The 17,703-nt window shown below is 64.2% G+C and carries 23 protein-coding genes, 1 tRNA gene and 1 pseudogene; 11 read left to right on the plus strand and 14 right to left on the minus strand.

What is annotated here, in order from left to right:
- Positions 1-2 precede the first annotated feature (2 nt).
- Positions 3-125, minus strand: a complete 123-nt coding sequence (locus MKK82_RS33880) for a hypothetical protein (RefSeq protein WP_279602907.1) — start codon at positions 123-125, stop codon at positions 3-5.
- A complete protein-coding gene (locus tag MKK82_RS10205) occupies positions 122-712 on the minus strand; it encodes a hypothetical protein (RefSeq protein WP_243985516.1) in 591 nt (196 codons plus the stop codon). The genes MKK82_RS33880 and MKK82_RS10205 overlap by 4 nt, the downstream gene beginning before the upstream one ends.
- A 232-nt stretch (positions 713-944) precedes the next feature.
- On the opposite strand from MKK82_RS10205, the gene MKK82_RS10210 reads away from it, so the two are divergent.
- Positions 945-1,229, plus strand: a complete 285-nt coding sequence (locus tag MKK82_RS10210; RefSeq protein ID WP_243985517.1) for a hypothetical protein — start codon at positions 945-947, stop codon at positions 1,227-1,229.
- A gap of 5 nt (positions 1,230-1,234) precedes the next feature.
- On the opposite strand, the gene MKK82_RS10215 is transcribed toward MKK82_RS10210, so the two are convergent.
- The 3 genes from MKK82_RS10215 to MKK82_RS10225 form a co-directional block, all read right to left on the minus strand.
- Positions 1,235-1,441: a hypothetical protein gene (locus MKK82_RS10215; RefSeq protein ID WP_243985520.1), complete on the minus strand. Its 207-nt coding sequence runs from the start codon at positions 1,439-1,441 to the stop codon at positions 1,235-1,237.
- Between the two features lie 230 nt (positions 1,442-1,671).
- Positions 1,672-1,923 (minus strand): hypothetical protein, encoded by a 252-nt coding sequence (locus MKK82_RS10220; protein WP_243985522.1) that lies wholly within the window; start codon positions 1,921-1,923, stop codon positions 1,672-1,674.
- A 2-nt stretch (positions 1,924-1,925) separates the two neighbouring features.
- Positions 1,926-2,729, minus strand: coding sequence for a hypothetical protein (locus MKK82_RS10225; RefSeq protein WP_243985523.1), 804 nt, complete (start codon positions 2,727-2,729; stop codon positions 1,926-1,928).
- Between the two features lie 435 nt (positions 2,730-3,164).
- Here MKK82_RS10225 and MKK82_RS10230 point away from each other — a divergent pair, with 435 nt between their 5' ends.
- The 4 genes from MKK82_RS10230 to MKK82_RS10245 all read left to right on the plus strand — a co-directional run bounded on the left by MKK82_RS10230 (position 3,165) and on the right by MKK82_RS10245 (position 5,601).
- Positions 3,165-3,470, plus strand: a complete 306-nt coding sequence (locus tag MKK82_RS10230) for a hypothetical protein (RefSeq protein ID WP_243985525.1) — start codon at positions 3,165-3,167, stop codon at positions 3,468-3,470.
- Positions 3,471-4,491: 1,021 nt separating this feature from the next.
- Positions 4,492-4,860, plus strand: coding sequence for a hypothetical protein (locus MKK82_RS10235; protein ID WP_243985527.1), 369 nt, complete (start codon positions 4,492-4,494; stop codon positions 4,858-4,860).
- Between the two features lie 254 nt (positions 4,861-5,114).
- Positions 5,115-5,357: a hypothetical protein gene (locus MKK82_RS10240; RefSeq protein ID WP_243985529.1), complete on the plus strand. Its 243-nt coding sequence runs from the start codon at positions 5,115-5,117 to the stop codon at positions 5,355-5,357.
- A gap of 58 nt (positions 5,358-5,415) precedes the next feature.
- Positions 5,416-5,601, plus strand: coding sequence for a hypothetical protein (locus tag MKK82_RS10245; protein ID WP_243985531.1), 186 nt, complete (start codon positions 5,416-5,418; stop codon positions 5,599-5,601).
- An 18-nt stretch (positions 5,602-5,619) separates the two neighbouring features.
- Here MKK82_RS10245 and MKK82_RS10250 read toward each other — a convergent pair whose 3' ends face one another.
- From MKK82_RS10250 to MKK82_RS10270, 5 genes are all read right to left on the minus strand, one after another.
- Entirely contained in the window at positions 5,620-6,330 is a 711-nt protein-coding gene (locus MKK82_RS10250) for a DUF3102 domain-containing protein (RefSeq protein ID WP_243985533.1), read from the minus strand.
- A gap of 90 nt (positions 6,331-6,420) precedes the next feature.
- A complete protein-coding gene (locus MKK82_RS10255; RefSeq protein ID WP_243985534.1) occupies positions 6,421-7,395 on the minus strand; it encodes an AAA family ATPase in 975 nt (324 codons plus the stop codon).
- Complete coding sequence (locus MKK82_RS10260) at positions 7,388-8,299, minus strand: toprim domain-containing protein (protein ID WP_243985535.1); 912 nt, start codon at positions 8,297-8,299, stop codon at positions 7,388-7,390. The genes MKK82_RS10255 and MKK82_RS10260 overlap by 8 nt, the downstream gene beginning before the upstream one ends.
- Positions 8,299-8,523: a transcriptional coactivator p15/PC4 family protein gene (locus tag MKK82_RS10265; protein WP_243985536.1), complete on the minus strand. Its 225-nt coding sequence runs from the start codon at positions 8,521-8,523 to the stop codon at positions 8,299-8,301. Before MKK82_RS10265 ends, MKK82_RS10260 begins: the two co-directional genes overlap by 1 nt.
- A 213-nt stretch (positions 8,524-8,736) precedes the next feature.
- Positions 8,737-8,949: a helix-turn-helix domain-containing protein gene (locus tag MKK82_RS10270; protein WP_243985537.1), complete on the minus strand. Its 213-nt coding sequence runs from the start codon at positions 8,947-8,949 to the stop codon at positions 8,737-8,739.
- A gap of 106 nt (positions 8,950-9,055) precedes the next feature.
- Between MKK82_RS10270 and MKK82_RS10275 the strand changes: the two genes are divergently transcribed.
- The 4 genes from MKK82_RS10275 to MKK82_RS10290 all read left to right on the plus strand — a co-directional run bounded on the left by MKK82_RS10275 (position 9,056) and on the right by MKK82_RS10290 (position 12,769).
- Entirely contained in the window at positions 9,056-9,715 is a 660-nt protein-coding gene (locus tag MKK82_RS10275) for a hypothetical protein (protein ID WP_243985538.1), read from the plus strand.
- Positions 9,712-10,875 carry a tyrosine-type recombinase/integrase gene (locus tag MKK82_RS10280; protein WP_243985539.1) on the plus strand — a complete coding sequence of 388 codons (1,164 nt, stop codon included), beginning with the start codon at positions 9,712-9,714 and terminating at the stop codon, positions 10,873-10,875. Before MKK82_RS10275 ends, MKK82_RS10280 begins: the two co-directional genes overlap by 4 nt.
- 70 nt (positions 10,876-10,945) lie before the next feature.
- Positions 10,946-11,035, plus strand: a tRNA-Ser gene (locus MKK82_RS10285).
- A 99-nt stretch (positions 11,036-11,134) separates the two neighbouring features.
- The gene (locus MKK82_RS10290; protein ID WP_243985541.1) at positions 11,135-12,769 is read left to right on the plus strand and encodes a DUF6538 domain-containing protein; all 1,635 of its coding nucleotides are present in this window, start codon (positions 11,135-11,137) and stop codon (positions 12,767-12,769) included.
- A 180-nt stretch (positions 12,770-12,949) separates the two neighbouring features.
- Here the strand turns inward: MKK82_RS10290 and MKK82_RS10295 are convergent, their stop codons facing one another.
- The 4 genes from MKK82_RS10295 to MKK82_RS10310 all read right to left on the minus strand — a co-directional run bounded on the left by MKK82_RS10295 (position 12,950) and on the right by MKK82_RS10310 (position 16,670).
- The gene (locus MKK82_RS10295; RefSeq protein WP_243985543.1) at positions 12,950-14,626 is read right to left on the minus strand and encodes an FAD-dependent monooxygenase; all 1,677 of its coding nucleotides are present in this window, start codon (positions 14,624-14,626) and stop codon (positions 12,950-12,952) included.
- A gap of 29 nt (positions 14,627-14,655) precedes the next feature.
- The gene (locus tag MKK82_RS10300; protein ID WP_243985545.1) at positions 14,656-15,024 is read right to left on the minus strand and encodes an antibiotic biosynthesis monooxygenase family protein; all 369 of its coding nucleotides are present in this window, start codon (positions 15,022-15,024) and stop codon (positions 14,656-14,658) included.
- A 1-nt stretch (position 15,025) separates the two neighbouring features.
- Positions 15,026-15,544, minus strand: a complete 519-nt coding sequence (locus MKK82_RS10305; protein ID WP_243985547.1) for a MarR family winged helix-turn-helix transcriptional regulator — start codon at positions 15,542-15,544, stop codon at positions 15,026-15,028.
- Between the two features lie 328 nt (positions 15,545-15,872).
- The gene (locus MKK82_RS10310) at positions 15,873-16,670 is read right to left on the minus strand and encodes a DNA-binding protein (RefSeq protein WP_243985549.1); all 798 of its coding nucleotides are present in this window, start codon (positions 16,668-16,670) and stop codon (positions 15,873-15,875) included.
- A 255-nt stretch (positions 16,671-16,925) separates the two neighbouring features.
- On the opposite strand from MKK82_RS10310, the gene MKK82_RS10315 reads away from it, so the two are divergent.
- Positions 16,926-17,414 carry a metallophosphoesterase gene (locus MKK82_RS10315; RefSeq protein WP_243985551.1) on the plus strand — a complete coding sequence of 163 codons (489 nt, stop codon included), beginning with the start codon at positions 16,926-16,928 and terminating at the stop codon, positions 17,412-17,414.
- Positions 17,415-17,522: 108 nt separating this feature from the next.
- Positions 17,523-17,703 (plus strand): annotated as a pseudogene (locus MKK82_RS10320) (IS21 family transposase); the annotation flags it as partial.

Below are 17,703 nucleotides of genomic sequence, written 5' to 3' on the forward strand. Positions count from 1 at the left end.
GGTCAGTCAGCCTTCACCCAGCGGGAGCCGTTCCAGCGCAACCGCACGCCGAACAGCTCGCGGACCTCGCCGATGCGCGGCGGGTCATTGGATGGGATGGGCTGGGGTGACGGCTGGTCGGTCATGCCGATGCCTCGGCGGGCGGGCGCCAGTAATCGGTGGCCGTGAACCAGGCATCGAGCGCATCGAGGTTCAGCGGCTCGCCACGTGCTGCTGCGAGTGCGACCCAGTCTGCCTCCACGAAGTCGAGACCCAGGCTCTCCAGCGTGCCGTAGCCCTTGGCAGAGTCAGGGTGGCCGTGCCGGGCTAGGAACCGGGCTGCGATGCCATCAGCCTCGACGGCAACAGCCTGGTCGAGCCCGTAGGCCACCTCCAGCGGCGCGCCGAACTCCACCGCCATCCGGGCGGCATAGGGGCCTATCGCGCGGATCACCTCGGCGAGGCCGGTGTGCGCCAGCGCCAGTGGATCCTGAGCAGGTGGTGCATCCAGAACTGGAGTGATCTTCGCCAGGACCTTCTGAGCGCTCGGCCCCTTGGCCTTGCCGCCGCGGTAGGTTTCCGCCCGGCCGCCGAGCAACCGCTCCGACGCCTCGACGTTCACCAGCCCGTCGACCGTCAGCACCAGGCTGCCCTTGGTTTCCCAACGGCCAACCGTCGAACGGTTCACACCATGACGGCGGGCGAAGGCTGCTCTGGTCTCAGTTGTTGCCATGTTGCGTGAGTTGCACGTTGCGTGTTGCATGGTTTTGGGAAAACTCGCCTAGACAAGAACTTCGCTCGGGCGGACCCTCGGCTTCCCCCCTCCCTCGGAAGGACCCAGGAACTCGCATCGAGGCATCCTCTGAGCGGAGATCCCTGTTGGGTCCCACCTGCTCAGCGTCCTCACGACGCTGCAGGGGCGCGTGTGCTAGACTGCTCTGACCGACGAACCGATGGAGGTTCTGATGGATGAGAAGCAGTCGATAGAGATCGCGATCCTGGTTCTTGCGGCCGTCGGACTGATCGCCAGCGTCTTCAACCTGTTGACGCGAGAGAAGACCCGGAAAGTCGGCTACACCTACAGTGGCAGCGGCTACTGGGACGCGTCGGGCGGTAGCTCGCAACCGGGCACCGACCCCAGCCCGTTCGGTGGCCACAGCGGTCACGACTGCTCGCACGGCGGCTTCTCCAGCGACGGCAGAAGCTGTGGCGGTGGAGACGGCGGTGGCGGCGGTGGTGGGGGCGACTGACACGATCAGGCTACCGCGTCCGCGCGCGACCATGTGAGCCCGGTCCATCGCATGGTGTGGCCGTCGATCACCTTCGTGTCGGCGATGGCGGGCCAGCCGGCCATACCAACACTGCGAGCGTCTCCGGGGTCCTTGCTCAGCATCGTGTTGGCAAGGTCGTTGATGGCAGCGAGCTGACTGTCGGTCAGCTTCGGCGGGGTAGGATCGGCCATGGCGGCTCTCCGGGCTGTCGGGTGAGGAGATCGCAGCGGGGTGACCCCTCCGCCGCGATCTCCGATGATCCGTCGCTTGGTCGACGGGGTGCAGCTGCGCCGGCCTTCGGATCCCCGGGTCCATGGCATTCGAGGCAAGGGACAGGCTGGCTTGTCGCTGTTGGGCTGGCTGCGTCGCCCTCAATGGCGCGGAGTCGGAGGCCCGTGAGGGCGCCCCGCGCAATTCCGTGTCAGGCGACGCGCTTCCAGCGGGTGCCGTCCATTGCGAAGCGCTCGGCGCCGACCTTGTAGGCGGCACCGGGAGTCGCGACGACCGCGCGGGTCTGCATGCCCTTGGCTTCGTCCTGGCGGTTCTGCGCCGACCACGCAGCGAGACGCTCAGCCTGGGTCGGCTTGCGCTCAGCGGTCACCGGCTCAGGCTTGTTGAGGACACGGCGCCAGAAGGCAGCGTGCTCGCCGGGGTTCTGTCGATCGATGCTCATGCTCAGCGTCTCGTGTTGGGAGTGATGGGAGAGGGAATGCCGCTCCAGATGCGGGGAGCGTCGCGGCCGAGGCCGGGCAGCGTGACGCGGTGGGAGAGCGGGATGTGCGGCTCGCCGGGCGTGCCGGGCACGTAGACCTCCTGCTCGACCCTCTTGGCGACGCGGTGCCGGAGGGCATCACCGGCCATTCCGCCAGCACGTGAGCCGTCGCGGCTATCGATCCAGACGAGGTTGTGTGTCGTCTCGTAGCGGGTGGGCGTGCCCACGGTACCGTTGAATGGCTCGCCGGGCGGCACGGGCTCGGCGCCGTCAGGCAGGTTCTGGTTCGCATCGGCGATCACGCGCTCGTGTTCGCGCAGCTGGCTGAGCAGCCTGGCCATCTCCTGAGCCATGGCCACGTACCTGTCCGCGAGCTTACCGGCCTCGGCGCTGGCCTTCATGCCGGCCTTGCGCAGGGCCTTGCGGCGGGCCTGCTCGGCCTCATTCTCGGCCTTCGCATCGGCCTCGGCGATCACGGCGGCGGCGTGCTGCGCCTCTGCCTGATCCTGCTTGGCCTTGGCCAACGCGATGCGGGTGTCGAGGGCGAGCAGATCCTCGACCGAACCGTTCAGCAGCACGTCGGAACGAGAGGCTTCCAAGGACTCGCGCTCGGCCTGAGCGAGGTCACGGTCAGCTATGATCTGTGCGGCAGCCCGCGGCTCGACCGGCACCGTCACCAGCAGACGATCGATGTAGCTGCGGCCCAAGCTGACGTGCGGCGCGACGTTACCGTCGTGATTGTTGTGGCGGATGTTGACGTACTGCATGCCGGTCTCCCTCAAGCTGCACGAGCGAGGGCGGGAGCGGCCGGCGGGGTGCGGGGGCCGTCGTCCGGACTGAGACGAACACCATGACGGGCTAGATGCGCGCGCAGGCTTTGGCGCGTGAACTCGGACATGGTCTGGCCGCGCTGACGGGCGGTGGTCTCAACGGCTCGGGCGAGGTCGGTCTCGACCTTCAGCCGGAGCAAAGCTTCTCGACGAAGAGGTTGGGTCATGATGTGGCTGCGCCTAAGACACTGCGTAGCCAAACCTTTGGTTCGCCTACCTTAGCTTAGCAAGAGCGGGCTGCGGCCAATCGGATCGACAGCAGATCGGTGCCGTTATCCATAGTTATGTGTTGTTGTACTATGTTATATTTCGTCCCAAGATTTCATGCCAATATGCCGCAGCTGTGATATCAAATTTCGCGTAGAGGCCGCCATGATTGAGCAAGCGCCACGAGTTGGGAGAGAGTTCCACGTCGGTCCGCTGGGAGATCGCTATGCACTGACGCGAGATCTTAAAACCGGTGAGCCTTATGTGCTGCATCGCTCCTGTGAAACCGATCCGGCAGTTCAGCTGGACCTTGGATCCTTCCTCGTGCTGTTCCGAGGTCAAGAGCGGGACGACCTATTGCAGCTGATTGGGTCGATGCTGCCGAATGGTGAGCAAGCGGGCCAAGATGGCGCCAATGTCGTTCGTCCGCTCAGGTTCATGTCGCGCTGGATGTCGAGCCGGCAGGGCTGACAGGTCCGCTTAAGTAGGGCCTATCACTCGTATTCTGGGGGGCTACGCGTCCGATCTCTCGGTCGATGCGTTCGCCCCTTCGGCTTTTCCTTTCGACAAGCTAAGCGAGCAAAGGCAAACGCAGAGCCCAGCCAGCTCACCTCCAGAATGCAGACTATCAAAGCCGCATCTGCTAGAACACTGCCGAAGGAATGGCGCTCAATCGCGCCGGCCACGCCAACTGCTACTGCAACAATTGTGACGACCGGGATTAAGAGATGCCAAGTCGAGAACAATCCGCAGGCAGCTCCAAGCAGGGCAATTAGCAAATATCCCATCAAATGATGATATTTCCCGCCGCGTGTCCGGAAGTAGAGAAGAGCTTCAACGGTACATGGGCAATATGGGCAAAGCGATACTATGTTAATTGCGACAAAAACGACACTGGGTTGCAGCTGAGCGGTATCATTCTTTTCAGTTGGGGCGCGAAAGATCAGGCATAAGGACCAAATCTACAGAAGACTTTTCGTAATGACAAAGGCCAAAGCGCAAACTGACAACCCCCTAACTATTGCAGAGACTAACAGTAATACCATTTTACACGATGTCTTCGACCCACCCCAAAGATCCCTTTGCTCTCTGCCTTGTTGAGGCGGAATGTCAAAGTTGAAGAACCTGCAGATTGAGTCCAGGGCGCGCAACATTTCAATCATCACGTTTAGAGAGCTTATCTCTACAGCTTCATTCACGCCTCTCGGTATCCGACGCACTACGTAGGTGGGAATGGATCCACATGGAGACGGCATCAAAACTGATCATAAGAGACGCGCTGAACGGTACTCTCCTTTATTTGAGGGATTTCAGCCGATAGTCCGGGATTGGACCCTCTCCTGATCGTGCTCGCCTGAGAGTCGTCACTGCTACGCTTTGTAGCCGGCGTGTTCGGCGACCGCCAATGAAGCGCCGCGGAACTTTGAGGCCGCAAGCGCGTGCTACATAAGACTCGATGCGGTAATAACTGCGGCTCTAGCCGGTGGGTGTGATGAATAACGTCAAAAGATTGTTTTCGAAGATATCCGAATTCATGTCGGCTAGACCGGCACTGGGAGAAAACAATCAATTGTTTGCTTCGGGCGAGCACCCAAACTCGACCGGAAAAGCGGGCAAAACGCCGAAGGACTTCACTGGTGACTACCGTTCCGCGTCCGACATGCTGAGAGAGCGGATCAACAAGCACTTTCCCGACAATTTCCACGCGCGGGTCGGATCCAACGCGAACACCACGCGCGATTTCGGCGACGAGAGAGCCGGTGCAATCGACATTTCCTCCGCAGCCATAGCTGCGGCCCTGCGCAACGGTGCGACTGTCAGGCAGGCGGCTGATGCAGGCGCGGCTAGCGTCGGCATTTGATCATGAACAACCAACTTGGGTTATGGGCAATCCTGGGATTGGGCGCTGCGATGGTGGTGCTGTACCTCGTGATGATACCGATTGGCTGGTAGGACCAATTTGGCGAGATTTGTGTCCCGGGGACACCTATTCCCCGCCCTCGAATGACGAGCGAAAGTGACGTTCTACGCACTCCTTTCTCCCTAATTCGGAGGAAGAAAGCAGCGGATTGGAGCAATAGACCGCGCACAGGTATCCCAACGAAGGCCGTTCCGATGAGGCTCCATCTTGATCTTCCCGACAACTGGATCGTTGATCTGGAGGATGTGGCACATCGCATTGGTGTGAGTGCAACTGCGCTAAAGCGCTCCGTCATTGAGGGAAGCGCTAGGGTTCTGATCATTCCCGAAAGCTGGTTGGAGGCAGGTGGATCGCGCGTTACCGTTCATCTGTACGATGGCGGCTGGCAGGGCACGTTCGATGGAAGCGGCCAACTCGTGGCTGAGAATGTCTGGTAACTGCGACCGCACCAATCTGGCTAGCGCGGGTTGAACCTCCTACTGGCAGGAGGACTCTATGGCCCCGCGTATCTATCCGGACGTGAACACCAGCTCGGCGAGCAATGAAGGCGCTAACCGACCGATCCACCGCTGGGGTGACGACATCAACGCGGTGGACCAACTCGCCAGTCCCGTCCTGCTCGGGATCGCAGTTGCCGGCGCGATTGCGGCCATGCTGCTGGTCACGCTGGTGATCGGCTAAGGCTTGTTGCGCCGGGCGTCATGACAGAGCCTTTGCTGCCCGGCGCTTCCGATCCTCCTGCACGTCCCCCATGGCGATCGCGATATCGCTGGCCGGCACGTTCTTAAGCTTTGGGATGAGCTTGAGCAGCGTTTCCCGCGGGATTTTCTCTACCAGCATCTCGGCGGCGCGCTTCGCAGCTTCCTTCCGATCCGCATCGGTCAGGTGGGCGTAGTGCTTGGCCCACACGCTGCGGATGATGTCGTTCCGCTGCTGCTTGGTGACGTAGCCTAGGCGGAATAGCTCGCGGGCCGCCCCTTCCTGCCAATCAGGGTTGTCCTTCGCCTCGTCCCAGACCTTCTTCAACTCGCTGAAGTCGTGCTCGGCCTGAGGCGATAGGGGCTTCCGAGTAGCAGTAGCTCGCTTCGGTCCGGTGGCCTCTACGGCCGCCTCTCGCACGCTCAAACCCGCAACGCGTTGCGCTTTTGTCGGGTCCCCTTCGACGTGCCGGGCGATCCGCATGTAGAGCTGCGCCGTCCTGGGCGACACGGTGGTGTTCAGCCGGAGCCAAGCGTCCCAGCCGCCGTGCGGGACCGTATCCTTGGCCTGTGCGAGCAGCCGGCCGCACTCGACGGCGTAGCGGGCGCCCTCGCGCTTGGCAGCCTCGACACCGGCATGAGCGGCGTTGATTGCACCGGCGATATTGGAATGCATCATCTCAATCTCTCCCTGCTGTCCCAACTGTCCCACGTGTCCCAGCCGTCCCGCCCGACGTGCGCTGGAAGTGTCCCACTCGTCCCATCCCTAGTGCGTGGGACAGTGGGACACCTCGAAATGGGCTCATAACCGTCCCTCGGCGCGCAGCTTGGCCTGCATCCGCTGCACCCTCGACTTGCTGAGGTTCAGCTCCGCGCTGATGTCCCGGACGCTCATGCCCTCGCCCGACAGCTCGGCGACGCGGTCGAGTTCACGATCGCGCAGCACCCGACAGGTCCAGGAGTCGACGCCGTCGACCACGTCGAGCTTGGCCTCGAAGGGCTGCGCGTCGTCGCCGACGACACCGCGGGCTTTGGTGAGGTGCACCTCGAACCGGGCACCTTCCTCCATGTCGTAGTCCTCGGGGCGCTTGAGCTGGATCACGGTATCCAGCACGTCCTCCCGCTTCGAGGTGCCCCGAGCGTTGTCGCCGCGACCGGCATGGTGGATCAGCAGCACGCTCACGCCGCGGCGGCGCAGTTGCAGCAGCCACGCCTGCATCGCGTCCCAGGAGTCGGCGTCGTTCTCCCGACCACCGTTCACGAGCGTCGAGATGTTGTCGATCACCATGAACTCAACGCCGTCGAGGTGCCGCTCCAGCGCGGCCTGATGCTCCGGCTTCGACAGATTGATCGACACGCCGAGCTTCTGCCGATCCATCGGCAGGATCGTGAAGTAGCTCTCATCCGGCGGGCTGTAGGGAGTCGCGGCAGCTAAGGATCGTGCACGCTCCTGCAGGGCCTCCTGCGGCATCTCCCCGTCGACGTAGAGGACGCGCCGCGGGCGAGCTGCATGCCAACGGAGGAACGTGGCGCCGGACGCGATGGCGTAGCCCATGCCCATTCCGACGTGGGTCTTGCCGGTGCCGCGACCAGCGAACAGCATGGCAAGACCACGCACCGGGATGATCGGCGCGAGGATCAATTCGCGCCGCGGCAAAGTCTCACGGAGCAAGCCCGCAAGGGTGACGGTTTCGAAGTTCAGGTCTTCAGCGTCGGGCTCGCTGGCGCGGCCGTGATCCGGCGAGAAGCGCTCGATCGTGTAGGCGGCCTCAACCATGCCGCACCTCCTTGGCGATGTCGTTGAGGTCAGCGCCCGCGATTGTCGAGCGCACGAGGAAGACTTCTCGACCGGCGCGGCGCCAGCGGTCGGCGCACAGCTCGGATGCTCCCCGTCCAGCCGGATCGTCGTCCACCGCGATCCAGAGGCATTCGATCCCGGCCAGCACCGGGAAGGCAGTAATCCCGCCTGCGTTCAGGACGGACCACACTGGCGACGCGCCGAATTCAGGCAGGCACCGGAGCGAAAACGTCGTCTCGACACCCTCACCGATCCCAAGGCAGGTCGTGACCTCCTCGTCGGCCGTCATTTTTACAGCGGCGCCGCGAATGCTGCCGAAGGCGAGCCGGCCCTTGCCGTTCACCTCGACCTTCTGCCCTTCATGGTTCAGGGCCGTCCGGTGGATCGCCTGCGGTTCGTTGGTGACGACGTTGCGGACCAGCGCGACCATGGCCGGGGTCCGGGTACCCGCGAAGGGACAAGCCGGTGCGTACCGGATCACCTCGTTCGCTTCGTCGGGCAGAGCGAGTTTGCGGCGAGCGAGGTAGGCCTCGACGGGCGAGCCGGCAGCAGGCTGGGCCTCACGCCAGATCCGCAGGGCTAGCGCCGCGCGGTCAGAGGCGGAAGGGGGGAGCGTTTCGTTACCCCCCTTGATCGACTGCAACGGCGAAGGCGCAGGTTGCGCTTTGGGACTGATGAAGCCGAGCCGCTCACGGACGTGATCACGACAGAGTCCGAAGTCGTCGCCGGCATGGCTGTGCAGGGTGAACCCGCCCGGTGCCGAGGCATCGAACAGGATGCTGAGGGAGCGGTCCTGGCGGCTGTGATGCGGACCGGGGCACACAATGCCCCGGCCGACCACCTCGCCGCCGAGCGCACGCGCTGCGGAGCGGAGATCCATCATCACGACGCTTCCTCTGCTTCGCGCAGGGCTGCGATGAGATCCGGGAGTCGGTCACGACCTAAGCAGATGCCGCGTTTTGTCGGTAACGGCTCGCCGCCGGCACCGATCAGCCGCGCGAAGGTCCGGATATCGACGAGGTCAAAACCGTTGAAGGAAGTCAGGCTGACCCTGACCTCCTCTGTGTTGTTCTTCATGACGGTCGCAATGAGGGTGGGGGCGGTCACTGGCGCCCCCACCGATCCGCCACGCCGTAAGCATGGGCCGCGATCACCGCGGCGAGGCTGGGGCTGAAATCGTACTGGGCCCGAAGGCGCGCGGTCTGGATTTCGAGCGGGGCGAGTGCTAATTCGGAATGGTCAATCTGGTGAGATAGACATTCCGAGGGACGTGAGCGCTGGCCGGCGCTCCGTCCCTCAACTTTTTTACGGGCCATCCTGCTACGCGGCCTCCGTCATCGTGCTGACGGACATGCCCAGCAGCCGCTCGAACGGCGCCACCGGCACTCGGATCAGGCGGCCGATCTTGATGGTGGGGATCTCGCCGCGGGCTGCCGCCTCGTAGGCGGTGTTCCGGCTCACGCCGAGCCACTTTCCTGCTTCCTCGACGCTGATGGTCTTTGCGCCAGTCCGTCCCGGTTCGATCGCTCTCATAATCTGCGCTCCCAATTTGGCTTCGCTTCACGCATACAAATTGCTCCAATCCTTGACCGTCGCAAGCCATGCGACTACGTTTGCGAAGACAAATTCAGGAGCGGTTATGCCAGGGAAGCGCGGGCGTCCGCCGACAGGTGCGATTTCAGGAAAAGCATCTGTGTTCACGACACGTATTCGCCCGGATCTTAGGGCGAAGCTTGATGATGCGGCAAAAAAGTCCGGACACTCTCTATCGCAAGAAGTTGAAATCCGACTCAGCGACAGCTTTAACGAAGAAGGCCGCATGGAGGACGTCTTTGGTAGTCCGGAAAACTACTACCTGATGAGGATTGTGGCGGCGTCTATGCAGGACACCCGCATCCCATACAACAAGTCCAACAATTGGCGAACAGATCCTGATCTTTTTGATGCTGTAGTTAGAGTAGTCAACAACGTGCTTGAGGCCCTACGTCCCGGTCCGCCCAAAGCAAAAACAAACAAGGATGAAGTAATTTTTGAATGGCTGGTTAGGCAGATACCGATTGCAGTTTGGCAAACTATACAACAGGCAGACCCTTCATTGCCCATCAGCGAAGGAACGCACGCTGAGCATGTAGTATCAAAGCTGAAGCGAAAACTCGGCAGCATTGTAGATGACGCTCTTGAAAAGGCTCGGGCGCAGATGCCAGAAGAAGCGGAGTGGCGTCGGCGCGCTGATGCTGCCTTGACGAAAGATTTAGCGGAGTTCGAGGCCAACAAATCAAAAAAGAGGAGGACGTCATGAAAGGTCACATCCGCGAGCGCTCGCCCGGTAAGTGGGCAATCATCCTGGACTTGCGGGATCCGGAGACTGGCAAGCGCAAGCGGAAGTGGCACTCCTTCAGCGGTACGAAGCGTGGGGCGCAGAAAGAATGCGCTCGCCTGATCACGGCGATCGGGGGAGGGGACTACGTCGAGCCCAATAAGATCATGGTCGGCGACCTGCTGCTGCGATGGCTCGCCCACGCCAGAACACAGGTTTCGCCGCGCACTCACGAGCGCTACACCGAGATCGTCCTCAAGAACCTCGTCCCAGCCATTGGCGGCTTGCTGCTGATCAACCTCAAGCCGGTGCAGATATCGACGATCTACGCCAAGGCCCTTGAGAGCGGACGACGCGATGGCAAGGGCGGCCTCGCGCCGACGACGGTCGTCTATATGCATCGCCTGCTCAAGCAGGCCCTGGCGCAAGCCGTCCGCTGGGAATTGATGAACCGCAACCCAGCCGATGCCATCGACCCGCCTAAGGTCGAACGCAAAGCCCTCGAAACCTACGACGTCGATCAGACGATCGCGCTGCTGGACGGCCTGGAGAAGTCGCGCCTCCTCATACCGGTGATGCTGGGCGTTCTCTGCGGCCTCCGGCGAGGCGAGATCGTTGCCCTGCGGTGGCGACACGTCGACCTCGACCGCGGGCGTCTGACGATCGCCGAAAGCGCGGAGCAGACCAAGGCCGGTGTTCGCTACAAGCCTCCGAAGTCCGGCAAGGGCCGCGTCGTCACGCTGCCGGCAATGCTGGCCGCGCGCCTCCGCGTGCACCGCGTCGGTCAGGCGGAAGGCCTCCTTGCCCTTGGTGTCCGGCAGACGGAGGCAACGTTCGTCTACACCCGGGAGGATGGCGAACCGATCCAGCCCCGCACCCTGACCCAGGCTTGGCGCAAGATCGCAGCCTCGGGCGACCTGCCGCGGATCCGGTTGCATGATCTCAGACATGCCCATGCCACCCACCTTCTCGGGCGAGGCGTGCACCCGAAGGTCGCCTCGGAACGGCTCGGGCACTCGCGGGTCGGCATAACGCTGGACCTTTACAGCCACGTGCTGCCGGGGATGCAGGAGGAGGCCGTGGCCCGCGTTGACGAGGCCCTATCGCAGGCGCTAGAGAAGCGTCCGCGGAGTGTTGGGTAGCAATTCGGTAGCAAGCAGGGTTTTCAACCGACCTGCAAAAGCGCCGGTTTTGCAATGATCTCAAGGCTTTGGAGAGGTGGCAGAGCGGTTGAATGCACCGCACTCGAAATGCGGCATGCCTGCAAGGGCATCGGGGGTTCGAATCCCCCCCTCTCCGCCAAGCACTTCCCTAAGCGCTTGATTCTCCAGAAGTCGTTGCACGGTAAGGCTTTCTTGATCCGCCTGTTGTACACACAGGTGGTACACAGTGCCTCTCCCGATGCCCCGACCCTTCAAGCATCAGTCCGGCGTCTACTACCTCCGCAGGCGCGTGCCGGCCGACCTGGTGAAGCTCGTCGGCAAGACCGAGGAGAAGGTCTCGCTCCGGACCAAGGACCCGGCCGAGGCCAAGGCCCGCCACTTCGCCGAAATCTACAAGCTGGAGGAGCGTTGGGCGAACCTGCGCAAGGGGCAGCAGGGCCTGACGAAGTTGCAGGTCCAGGCCCTGGCCGGGGACATCTACCGCGCCAAGGTCGCGGAGCACGCTGACGACCCGGGATCTCCCGAGACCTGGCGGCGCCTCGCCGCTGCCGACCGACGCCTGCAGGACCTTCAAAGCCGCACGTTCGGCAAGCCCTCCGCCTTGCGGATGGCCACCGGCTGGTCTGAGGCGGAGACCCTCATCCGGGCGCGCCACGGCGATGCGGTCGATGCGTTCCTCGCCGAGAAGGGGATGGTCGTCTCGGAGGCCGACCGCCGCCGGATCGTCCTGGCTGCGGTCGATGCGACCCAGCGGGCGCACGAGAACATCCTCAGGAAGGCCCAGGGCGACTACTCACCGGACAGCAACGACGACCGTTTCCCCCCGTCCGTGTCGTCTGCGGGGCCGGTTAGGTTCGAGCCGGTCTGGGCGGACTACCAACGTCAGAGCAAGCTCCGGCCAGCCACCGTGAAGCGCTGGACCCCGGTCCTCCAGAAGTTCATCGCCTTCGTTGGCGTCGACGATCTCCGCCGCATTACGCAGGCCGACGTGATCCGGTGGCGGGACAAGATGCTGAGTGACGGCGCGGACCTGGACCCGATCACGGTCCGGGACGTCTATCTGGCCGCCCCGAAGGCGCTGCTGGGGTTCGCATCCGACCAGTCTAAGATTGGCGCCAACCCGGCAGCCAACGTCACCGTGAGGGCCAAGAGCAAGGGGACGGTCCGCGAGAAGGACTTCAGGGACGAGGAGGCCGAGAAGATCCTGGCGGCGGCCCTGGCCCCGCAGAACGACCTCACCTCTCCGGAGCTCAAGGCCGCCCGGCGCTGGGTGCCTTGGCTGTGCGCCTACACGGGCGCGCGGGTCAACGAGATGACGCAGCTTCGGCATGAGGACGTCATGCTGATCGACAAGGTCTGGGTGGTCCATATCACGCCGGAGGCTGGCTCGACGAAAACGGACTTCGCGCGGGCGGTTCCCATCCACGACCACCTGATCGAGCAGGGGTTCCTCACGTTCGCCCAGGGCAAGGCGAAGGGACCGCTTTTCTACAGCCCCAAGCGCGCTAGGGGCGGTTCGCCAGGCAACCCGCCTCACGTTCGGATGGGGCAGAAGATCGGCGAATGGGTTCGGGCCATCGGCGTGGACGACCCCAACGTCCAGCCGAACCATGGCTGGCGGCATCGCTTCAAGACGGTGGGCCGTACCGTGGGCGTGGACTCGCAGAAGCTGGACTTCATCCAGGGGCATGCCGCCGACACCGAGGGAAGGAAGTACGGTCGTTTCCCGCCTCGCGCGCTGAAGCCAGAGATCGACAAGATCCCGCGCTATGAAGTCGTGCCTGCCGCCGCGCTCGACCGCCGGAGGAAAGGAAGCCGCGGCAAGCCTGCCGCCGAGCCGGCTACGGCCGGCGACGGGAAGCCCGCTGAATAGGGCCCGTTGGTGCCTGCGACGCGGATGCCCAGGGATCTGCGCGGAGATGCCCGCGCTTGCCGGGGAGGCCATCGTGGCGTCCGGCCAGGGGTAGGCCGGAAGCCTTATCCACCTGCCAAAAATCGAGTCCGCGGTACCGACACCTGATCATCGGAGCCGCGAACGTCATCGGCAACGAGATCACGCTGTGGGACCGCTCGCGGTGTCGAATATCCTACGGCAGTACGCGCCCAAGCGTTCCGGCCTATCGGCCGCGCCGCGATAGGCGATATGCCCATCGGGTCGGACGAGGACAGCCGACGGCTGGCCTTCGAGGCCGTAGGCGCCGTGCGCCTTGCCGTCGAGGTCCGACAGCACCGGCGCCCCTCCCGCCTCGAAAGCAGGACCCGCCAAGACGAGACGGGGGCGCACCCAGCCCCATGGGGCGACGGCCTCAATGGCAGCGCGAAGCGAAGCGCCGGCTTCCGGTGACCGCCCGTCGAAGCACAGCAAGGCCCAGCCCGTCGTGAGGCCGTCCGGGTTGTAGATGAACGGGAAGAGCGAACTCGTCCGGCCGCCAAGGGTCACCTCGGCCTCTGGGGCCCGCTCGCCGGCCCTCGGTCCGCGCTGGAGGAGATGGGTCACACCCGAAAGGTGGTCCTCGTTGAGCGGGCTCTTCGGGTAGCTGACCGAGAGCTGCTGCAGGTCGTCCGTACCCTGGAGCAGGGCGCCGATGCCGGGCACCACCTTGGCCGCCAGGCCGAGGGCTGCATCCGTGACAGGTCCCCGGTACACGGTCCGGCGGAAGCCCTTCGCCTGCTGCTCGCTGAGCCTGGCGTGCTCGCCGCCGCGCTCGGCATCGTAGGAATTGAGCAACGCCGGAGCCGCCTCGCCCCGCAGGGTCATTGCCAGCCGCCACGCGATCTCGACGGCATCATGCAAGCCGGCGTTCATGCCCTGGCCGCCGATGGGCAGGGACAGGTGCCCAGCATCGCCGGCCAGGAACACCCGGCCGCGAGCGTATCCCGGCGAGACACCGTACTGGAAGCGGCTGTGGGTCAGCCATTGCGGGTCGGTCAGCGTCAGGGTCTCGTCGCCCGTGACCTCGCGGGCCACCGCCTGGATCTCGTCCAGCGTCGGATCGCGGTCCGGCACGCCCGTGTCGTCGGCCAGGAAGAACAGCCGGTGATAGCCGCCCCACACCGGCATCACGCCGCAGAAGCCGCGCTCGTAATAGAAGAACCAGAGCTGGTCGGGCTCAAGCGAACGCCGCCAGGACAGCTTGGCGTCGACCTGACGGTTCATCCGGCCCTCGAACCGCTCGGGCTCGAAGTTCAGGCCAATCTGGTTGCGCACCGTGCTCTTGGCGCCGTCGGCGTCGACGAGGTATCGGCAGCGCAGGCGCTCCTCAGGCCCGTCGTCTCCGCGCCTCACCGTGACGGTCACGCCGTCCCCGTCTTGCACAACGGACACGACCTTGCCGCCGCGCTGCATCCGGCCGCCGCGCCCTTCGTAGGTTTCGATCAAGGCCGTCTCGATGACGTCCTGCCCGCTGTAGAGGACCTGCGGGTGGGGACTGGTAACGTCGTCGATCTGGATCGGCCTCGTTGGCGTCCCGTTCATGAAGAAGTTCACCAATCGGACCGGGTAGGCGCGCTCAGCGATGGCGTCGCGTAGGCCGACGGCGGCCAGGAGCTCCTGCGGCCGTGCCCAGAGGTTGTTGGCCCGGGAATACGCCCGAACCTCGGTCCGCTCCTCCAGGATCAGGCAATCGACTTCGTGGTAACGCAAGGCGCACCCCGTGGTCAGGCCGACGGGACCGGCGCCGACGACGATGACCTCGGCGTCGAAGGGCTCAGTGGTCGCTTTAGATGACATGAAAGCCTCGGGCTGGAGAACGGATGGGCTCACGCCTCGCAGATGCCGGGCACGTCCACCTTCCGGAACAGGTGCGGGCTCACCGTCGCGGTCTCGGGATAGTCCGACAGGCGAGCCCGGAACTCTGGGTTGGTGAAGGCGGCCCGGAAGTCGGCGACACTGTCCCAGACGGCGTAGTTCAGGAACACCCCGCTGCCGGCGATGCCGCGATGCAGTTGGGTCGATACGAACCCGGGCTGCCGCGTCATGACCTCGGCGTCGGCCGTCCAAGCGGCGAGCAGCCGGTCGGCATCGGCGGCCCGAGCCACGAAGGTGTTGATCAGGACGACCGAGCCGCCCTCGTCCTTCAATTGGTCCGCCAAAGTGACGGTCTGGTCCATCTCGATGAACTTGGGCATGTCAGGCTCCTTGTGTCTGGGATCGGGTTCCAATGGCGGCCGCCGGCTCGGACCCTTCGATCCGTTCCCTCATCTCACGCAGCAGGGAGCCGGCGGCCTCAAACGCCGCGGGCGAGAGGCCCGACGTAAGCGCGTCGGCCCAGCGCTCCTGCCGTGCGATGGCCGCGCGATAGGCGGCTTCCCCACTCTCCGTCGCCAAGACCAGCATGGCGCGCCGGTGATGCGGGTTCGGCTCCAGGCGGACGAGGCCGTCCGCCCGCATCTCGTCGACCAGCCGCTGAACGGCCTGCCGCGTCAGGCCCATGTTGCGGGCGATGTGGGCGACGGGCAGCGGCACGGGGGAGAGCGCGATTGCCCCCAACACCTGCCATCTGGCGCTGGTCAGCCCGAGGTCCCCGACGAGCGTGTCGCCGGCGGCGAGCAGTTCGCCGTTGATGCGGAAGACTTCGATGACGAGGCCGGACCAAGCCTCGCGAAGGTGGGCCTGCGCCGACGCTGCGACCTGTTTCTTTGTGCTCATGAGGGACAACATAGTCGTCCGACCGAACTCGTCAAGTTGACAATATGTTGTCATTACGGGATGCGTGCCGCCGGGCTTGCGCCGTCCTTGCGCAAGAGACACCGGGTGGACTTTGAGAGGTAGGCTGACCGTCCGGCCGAAGCGAAGCTAGGACCGTCGACCGTAGGGACACCAGTCCGGCACCCTGCTCGCGCGCGTCAGGTCGAGCCCGGGCGAGCTGACCGCGACGCTTGCGGCTTGGTCGAGGTCTGTCCGACATCGGGCTGGTAACGGGTAGGGCTACCGCGTACCCGCTACCAAATGACCCCATGATGGGAGATGACGACGCTCAGGCCGCCGCCGCCGCGGCCTCGGCGAGCTCGGGGATCTCGGGCGACATCGGAAACACGGCGAAGTGGTCCTCGCCGACATGGAACAGACCGAACTTCCTGCCTAGGATGCGTTGGGCGAGCTTCTCCCCGAGCCGCGTCGCATCCAGTTCCTCGAAGCCCTCGGCGGCCATCTCCAGGATGTCGCCGGGTATCAGCGGGAGCAATTCGTCGGCTGTGACCGGTCGTCCGCCTGCGTAAATGATGTCCGAGACGCTCGACATCACCTCGTTCCAGAAAATCGTAGCCATGCGCGCGGGTATGCCAGTACGGCGTCCGCGTCCCTTCCTAATCCGTTTCTGTACGTTCGGAGCGACATCCTCGATCAAGGCCACGGTCTGCCGAGGCGCCAACGCGGTGATGTCGTTCCTCAGCTGACGGTTCTCGTCTGCCAGCGTCGCGAGCTGCCGTTCCAGCCCCGTCACGATGCGCTGCATCTGCTCCAGGAGGTTCGCGGCCGGTCCTTGGCCGGACGTCACGGGCAGCGCCGCCAGCGCCCTAGCCTCTGCGATCTTTATCGCGGAGGTGGCGAAGCCGGCGATAGCCTTCTCCATCTCCTCAGGCAGGTCCAGGACGGCGAGATGCCCCTTGTATCGCCGCTTTGCCTTCCAGTCTGCGAGGGGGTCCTGAATGTCTCTATACGAGGCGCCCCGGCCTTTTTTCTTCTTCAGAGCTCTCTGGACTGAGGTGTACGACACGAGTTCGCCGTCCGCGACGAGTTCGTCGGCTATTTCGTCGAGAAGGGGCTGGTCGATCATTGAGGTCGGCTCTCTGAGAAGACCCATGCTGCCGGAGAACCGTGAAAGAGGTCTCACCTGTTCGCGGAGGTGGAGCCATCCGACTGTGGATTGGCTTATCGGGGGTGTGCCGGCCAGCTTGCGCGACGCCTCCGTCCAGGCGATCCCTGTTACTGACCAGGAGTTCCAATCATGAAATTCGCGACTCAGCATCCATCCAATTGATCCTGGAGTGCCGCGTCGCGTGTCGAGCCTCCGCCCCGGCGCGAGCCTCGCATGCCACCGAACGTCGATCCCGTAAGACCCGCATCGCCCCTTCGCCTCTGGGTGTTTAGCGACCTCCACCAGGAGTGGCACGCAAACGCCTGGGACCCTGGAGCTTACGCTCCGGCCGAGGGCTTCGACGTGGCTGTCGTTGCAGGTGACGTGCATATGCCCTTGACCAGGGCCCTGGACTGGCTGGGCGAGCGCCTGCCCGGCGTCCCGGTCGTATACGTCCCGGGGAACCACGATTTCTGGTGGGACCAGGGCGAGGACCGCTACACCATCCACGACCAGATGGAGCGCGGAAGGGAGCGGGCTGCCGCACTCGGCATCCACCTCCTGCTCGACGACGCCGTGGCGATCGGCGACGCACGCTTCCTCGGCGGCACCCTTTGGACGGACTTCCGGCTGGGCTCCTACGGGCTCACGCACGCCTTCCGGACCGCCCAGGGCCGCAACGGCATGGTTGACTACCGGCGCATCAGGACGGGGCCCCTGTGATTAGGCGTGGAATAAGGACCCCGTTTTCGGGGTGATCGTCGTCCAAACGGGACCCCCAGGACAAGTCATCCACACTGCCTTCCGGCTCGAACGGGAGGCTTGCGCGGGATGTTGGTCGTGGAGACGGTCGCAAAGATCTGCGGCACGGACTTCGTGCAGCAGAAGCCGATCAAGCAGATCTGCCGGGAGCTGAGGGTTTCGCGCAAGGTTGTGCGCAAGGTCATCCGCTCCGAGGCGACGGCGTTCCAATACACCCGCGCCATCCAACCTGCCCCGAAGCTTGGATCGT

This window comes from Methylobacterium sp. E-046 (assembly GCF_022829625.1).
Lineage (GTDB): Bacteria > Pseudomonadota > Alphaproteobacteria > Rhizobiales > Beijerinckiaceae > Methylobacterium > Methylobacterium longum.